Below are 5,294 nucleotides of genomic sequence, written 5' to 3' on the forward strand. Positions count from 1 at the left end.
CGCGCGGCCGCATCGGCGCGGTCGACGCCGCGCACGTCCGGTGCCGGCGTGCGCGTGGACACCGTCCGCGCATAGCGCGCGTCCGTCGCGGACCCTGCGCCGGCCATGCCGTCGTCACGCCGGTAGCGGAACCTGCTTTCCTCGACCATGTCGCCTCGATGTGCTGTTGTCCGCCCCGCCCGGCGGCTCGGTTGCCGGCAGAGCCGGCGATCCGGGCCAGGGGACGAGAGGTCACTTCATCTCGTCGACGGCCTCCACCCCCAGAACCCTGAGACCTGAGGCGAGCACCGTGGCCACGCCGTGAACCAAGGCCAAGCGAGCCAAGGTCAACTGTCGATCATTCTCCATAATGAAGCGTAAATATGGCAGGTCTTTTCCCCGGTTCCACTGGCCGTGGAAATCGCTTGCCACATCATGCAAATAGAATGCGACCCGATGCGGCTCGCGTGCGCTCGCCGCCTGTTCCACCAGGCGCGGCCAAGCCGAAAGGCGCTTCAGGAGTGCGGTCTCGCCCTCGTCGTCGAGCCGCTCCAGGTCCGCCGCTGCGAACGCGGCCGGCTCCTGCGGCAGATCTGCGAACTGTTCCAGTGCATTGCGCAGGATCGACTTGGCCCGGGCATGGGCATACTGCACGTAGAAGACCGGATTCTCGCGCGACTGCTCGATCACCTTGGCGAGGTCGAAATCCAGCGGCGCGTCGTTCTTGCGGAACAGCATCATGAAGCGCACCGCGTCGCGGCCCACCTCCTCCACCACGTCGCGCAGCGTGACGAACGAGCCCGCCCGCTTCGACATGCGCACCGGCTCGCCGTTGCGGAACAGGCGCACCAGCTGGATCAGCTCCACGTCGAGGCTCGCCTTGCCGCCCGACACCGCCTTCACCGCCGCCTGCATGCGCTTGACATAGCCGCCGTGGTCGGCGCCCCAGACGTCGATCATCCTGAGGAAGCCGCGCTCCACCTTGTCCTTGTGGTAGGCGATGTCGCCGGCAAAGTAGGTGTAGCTGCCGTCGGACTTCTTCAGCGGCCGGTCCACGTCGTCGCCGAAGTCGGTGGAGCGGAACAGGGTCTGCTCACGGTCCTCCCAATCCTCGATGGGGGCGCCCTTGGGCGGCGGCAGGCGACCCTCATAGACCTCGCCCGTGGCGCGCAGCGCCTCGATGGTGGCGCCGACCTTGTCCACCGGCCCCTGCGAGAGCGCGCGCTCGGAGGAGAACACGTCGAACTCGATGCCGAGGGCGATCAGATCGGCGCGGATCATCTCCATCATCTGGCCGATGGCGAAGGAGCGGAAGATCGGCAGCCACTCGCTCTCGGGCGCCTCCAGGAAGGCGGCGCCGTGCATCTGCGCCAGCAACTGGCCCACGGGCACGAGATAGTCGCCGGGATAGAGCCCGTCCGGAATCTCCGACGGCTCCCCCGTCACCGCCTCGCGGTAGCGCAGATAGGCGGAGCGGCCGAGCACGTCCACCTGCGCGCCGGCGTCGTTGATGTAGTATTCCTTGGTCACCGCATAGCCGGCGAAGGCGAGAAGCCGCGCCATGGCATCGCCGAACACCGCGCCCCGGCAGTGGCCCACATGCATGGGGCCGGTGGGGTTGGCGGAGACGTATTCCACGTTCACCTTCTCGCCGCCGCCGAGCGTGGAGCGGCCGAAGTCGAGCCCCTCCCCCAGCACCGCGATCAGCACCTTGGGCCAGAAGCCGGCATCGAGCGCGACGTTGATGAAGCCCGGCCCCGCCACCTCCACCTTCGCCACGAACGGCAGCGCCTCAAGGCGCGCGGCGATGCGCTCGGCCAGCTCGCGCGGCTTCACCCCCGCCTCCTTCGCCAGCACCATGGCGGCGTTGGTGGCGAGGTCGCCGTGGCTCGCGTCGCGCGGCGGCTCCACCACCACGCGGGAGAGGTCCGGCGTGCCGGAGATCTGCCCCTCGGCGACGAGGGCGGCGACGGCTTCGCGCACGTGATCGGCGAAGATCGCGTAGACGTTCATGGATATGGGTCCGATCGGGTTGGTCGCCGGGGCGCCTAACGCAAGTCCGGCGTCGAGTCAAAGAAGCGGGCGTGCTGGTCGAGGGCGTAGCGGTCGGTCATGCCGGCGATGTAGTCGGCGACGCGCCGGGTCAAACGCGGGGTGTCGGAGACATCGAGGTCGTCCTGCCAGGAGGGCGGCATGTCGCGCGGCTGCGCCGTGAAATGGGCGAACAGGTCGCGGATCACGCCTTGCGCATCACCCATGATGCGCACCACCGCGCGTGGCGGTACATGTGCGGAAAGAGGAAGCCCTTGATGGCCGTCTCCTTCTCCCGCACCGCGTCGGAGAAGGCCACGAGCGGGCGGCCGAGCGCCCGCACGTCGGCGGCGCGGGCGACGCCGGAGGCTTCGACCCGCCGCGAGGTCTCGTCCACCACATCCTCGATCAGACGGGTGATGAGGCGGCGCATGACCTCGTTCACGGTGCGCGGCACATCAAGCCCGGGATAGCGCCCGCGCACCTCGGCGAGCGCCGCGCCCACCAGCGGCAGGTCCTTCAGATCGTCGACGGCGAACAGACGGGCCCGCAGGCCATCGTCGAGGTCGTGCACGTCATAGGCGATGTCGTCGGCGAGCGCCGCCACCTGGGCCTCGGGGCCGGCATGGCTCCACAATTCGAGGTCCTGCAGGCCGGAATGCACGCGAATGGCATGCGGCAGCCCGCCCGCATAGCGGCCGATCCCGCGGCCCTCTCGGTCGGTGAGCGGGCCGTTGTGCTTGGCGATGCCTTCCAGCGTCTCCCAGGTGAGGTTCAGCCCGTCGAAATCCGCATAGCGCCGCTCGATCCGGGTGACGACGCGCAGCGACTGGGCGTTGTGGTCGAAGCCGCCATGGTCCTTGAGGCACGCGTCGAGCGCGCGCTCGCCCGCATGGGCAAACGGCGGGTGGCCGAGATCATGCGCCAGCGCCAGCGCCTCCGCGAGGTCCTCGTCGAGCCCCAGCGCCCGGGCGATGGAGCGCGCCACTTGCACCACCTCCAGGGTGTGGGTGAGACGGGTGCGGAAATGGTCGCCTTCGTTGAAGACGAACACCTGCGTCTTGTGCTTCAGCCGGCGGAAGGCGGTGGAATGGATGATGCGGTCGCAATCGCGGCGGAAGGCGCTGCGCGGCGGCATGTCCGCCTCGGGAAAAAGGCGCCCGCGCGATTTCGTGGCGTCGCTCGCATAGGCCGCCATGGGCCGCGCGCCGGAAACCGCCATGGTCCTCCCCCTTTGAATTCGGCGCCCCGCGCTCTTACCTATGGCGCAATGCCAGCTTCAACCCGTAAAGTCGATGCCATGGACACCCTGACGCACCCCGAGACCATCCCCTTCGCCGTCACCGAGAGCGCGGCGCAGCGCATCGCGGAAATTCTCGCCGGCGAGGCGCCGGGCAGCGTGCTGCGCGTGAGCGTGGAAGGCGGCGGCTGCTCGGGCTTCCAGTACCGCTTCGACGTGACGCGCGAGAAGGGCGCCGACGATCTGGTGATCGAGAAGGACGGCGCCACGGTTCTGGTGGACAAGGTCTCGCTCGACTATCTCGCCGGCTCGCGGCTCGATTTCGTGGACGACCTGATCGGCGCCTCGTTCCGGGTGGAGAACCCGCAGGCCGTCTCCTCCTGCGGCTGCGGCACCAGCTTCTCGCTCTGAGCCCTACGCCCCGACGATCTCGTCGCGGTGATAGCCCTGCATGAACAAAAGCGCCGTGAGGTCGCCGTGGTCGACGCGCGCCCGCGCCGCCGCCGCCACCGCCGGCTTGGCGTGGAAGGCGACGCCGAGGCCCGCCTCGCCGAGCATGGCGAGGTCGTTCGCTCCGTCGCCCACCGCCATGGTCTCGGACGGGGCGAGGTGCAGCCGGTCGCGCAGCTCGACCAGCGACGCGAGCTTCGCCTCGCGGCCGAGGATGGGCTCCGCCACCGCGCCGACGAGGCGCCCCGCCTCCAGCAGCAGCTCGTTCGCCCGGTGTGTGTCGAAGCCGATGCGCGCGGCGATCTCGCCCGTGAACAGGGTGAAGCCGCCCGAGACGAGGGCGGCATAGGCGCCGTTCGCCTTCATGGTGGCGACCAGCTCCGGGCCGCCGGGGGTGAGGCGGATGCGCTCGGCCAGCACCTCGTCCACCACCCTCGCCTCCAGCCCGCGCAGCAGCGCGACGCGCTCACGCAGCGCCGGCTCGAAGGCGATCTCGCCGCGCATGGCGCGCTCGGTGATGGCGGCCACATGGGCCTTGAGGCCGACGAAGTCCGCCAGTTCGTCGATGCATTCCTGGCCGATCATGGTGGAATCCATGTCGGCGAGGAACAATCGCTTGCGCCGGCCGGTGCGCCCCTGCACCACCACATCGAGGGCATGGCCGGTGAGCGCCTCCCGCAGCCTGTCCTCGAACGGGCCGGGATCGGCGCCGAGCGGCGGCAGGAACGGAATGTCAGCCGCCACCTCGGGCCAGAGGGTGACGGCCTCCTCCGCCTGCGGCAGAACGGAGCGGGCGATCTGCTCCGCCTCCGCGGTGAGAGCGGGGGCGGCAGGATTGGAGATGAGCGTCGCGACCAGGGCCATGGAACAACCGGAGCGTCAAAAGGTGAGGCGGCAGAAGGCGCCGAAGGTGGTGCTCATCGCAGGTCCGACGGCCAGCGGCAAGTCGGCGCTCGCGCTGGCCCTCGCCGAGCGCCTCGGCGCGGACGCGCGGGGCGTGGTGATCAATGCCGATTCCATGCAGGTCTACGGCGATCTTTCCCTCATCACGGCGCGTCCATCGGTCGCCGATCTCGACCGCGCGCCGCACCTGCTCTACGGCCATGTGGACGCCGACACCGACTATTCGGTGGGCCGCTGGACCGCGGACGCCACGGCCGCGATCGCCTCGGCCCGCGCCGAGGGGCGCACGCCGATCCTGGTGGGCGGCACCGGACTCTACTTCCGCGCCCTCACGCAGGGCCTCGCGCGTGCCGCCCATCCCACCCGAGGTGCGCGAAGCGTGCGGGGCTGGGCCGAGGGCGAGGCCAATGCTGCCCTCCATGCGCGGCTTCTCGCCCGCGACCCGGAAACCGGCGCCCGGCTCAACGTGAACGACGCCAGCGGGTGCTGCGGGCGCTGGAGGTCCTGGAGGCCACCGGCCGCCCGCTCGCCCAATGGCAGGCGGACGCGCAGCCGCCCCTTCTGGCGCCGGAGGACTGCGTGCGCCTCGTGCTGGTGGCGCAGCGCGACGCGCTGCGCCGGCGCATCGACGCGCGCTTCTCGTCCATGCTGAACCAGGGCGCCCCTCGCGAGGTGGCGGCGCTGGCGCTCG

Annotated in this window: 3 protein-coding genes and 2 pseudogenes; 2 read left to right on the forward strand and 3 right to left on the reverse strand. The window is 70.2% G+C overall.

The window, feature by feature from the left end:
- Positions 1–231 precede the first annotated feature (231 nt).
- Both argS and AC2W7M_RS19305 read right to left on the reverse strand, forming a co-directional pair.
- Positions 232–1,992: an arginine--tRNA ligase gene (gene argS / locus AC2W7M_RS19300; protein ID WP_486134141.1), complete on the reverse strand. Its 1,761-nt coding sequence runs from the start codon at positions 1,990–1,992 to the stop codon at positions 232–234.
- Between the two features lie 35 nt (positions 1,993–2,027).
- Positions 2,028–3,232 (reverse strand): annotated as a pseudogene (locus AC2W7M_RS19305) (deoxyguanosinetriphosphate triphosphohydrolase).
- 78 nt (positions 3,233–3,310) lie between these two features.
- Here AC2W7M_RS19305 and erpA point away from each other — a divergent pair.
- Positions 3,311–3,661 carry an iron-sulfur cluster insertion protein ErpA gene (gene erpA / locus AC2W7M_RS19310; protein WP_486134143.1) on the forward strand — a complete coding sequence of 117 codons (351 nt, stop codon included), beginning with the start codon at positions 3,311–3,313 and terminating at the stop codon, positions 3,659–3,661.
- 3 nt (positions 3,662–3,664) lie between these two features.
- Here the strand turns inward: erpA and serB are convergent, their stop codons facing one another.
- Entirely contained in the window at positions 3,665–4,564 is a 900-nt protein-coding gene (gene serB / locus AC2W7M_RS19315; protein WP_486134145.1) for a phosphoserine phosphatase SerB, read from the reverse strand.
- Here serB and miaA point away from each other — a divergent pair.
- Positions 4,563–5,294 (forward strand): annotated as a pseudogene (gene miaA, locus AC2W7M_RS19320) (tRNA (adenosine(37)-N6)-dimethylallyltransferase MiaA); the annotation flags it as partial. The gene serB and the pseudogene miaA sit on opposite strands and share 2 nt — an antisense overlap.

This window comes from Xanthobacter sp. BG11Y11_SDJG, assembly GCF_057364445.1.

What these genes read in the sequence shown, in the direction of transcription:
- argS (WP_486134141.1), bottom strand. Translation starts at nt 1,992, where the DNA reads ATGAACGTCTACGCGATCTTCGCCGATCACGTGCGCGAAGCCGTCGCC.
- erpA (WP_486134143.1), top strand. Translation starts at nt 3,311, where the DNA reads ATGGACACCCTGACGCACCCCGAGACCATCCCCTTCGCCGTCACCGAG.
- serB (WP_486134145.1), bottom strand. Translation starts at nt 4,564, where the DNA reads ATGGCCCTGGTCGCGACGCTCATCTCCAATCCTGCCGCCCCCGCTCTC.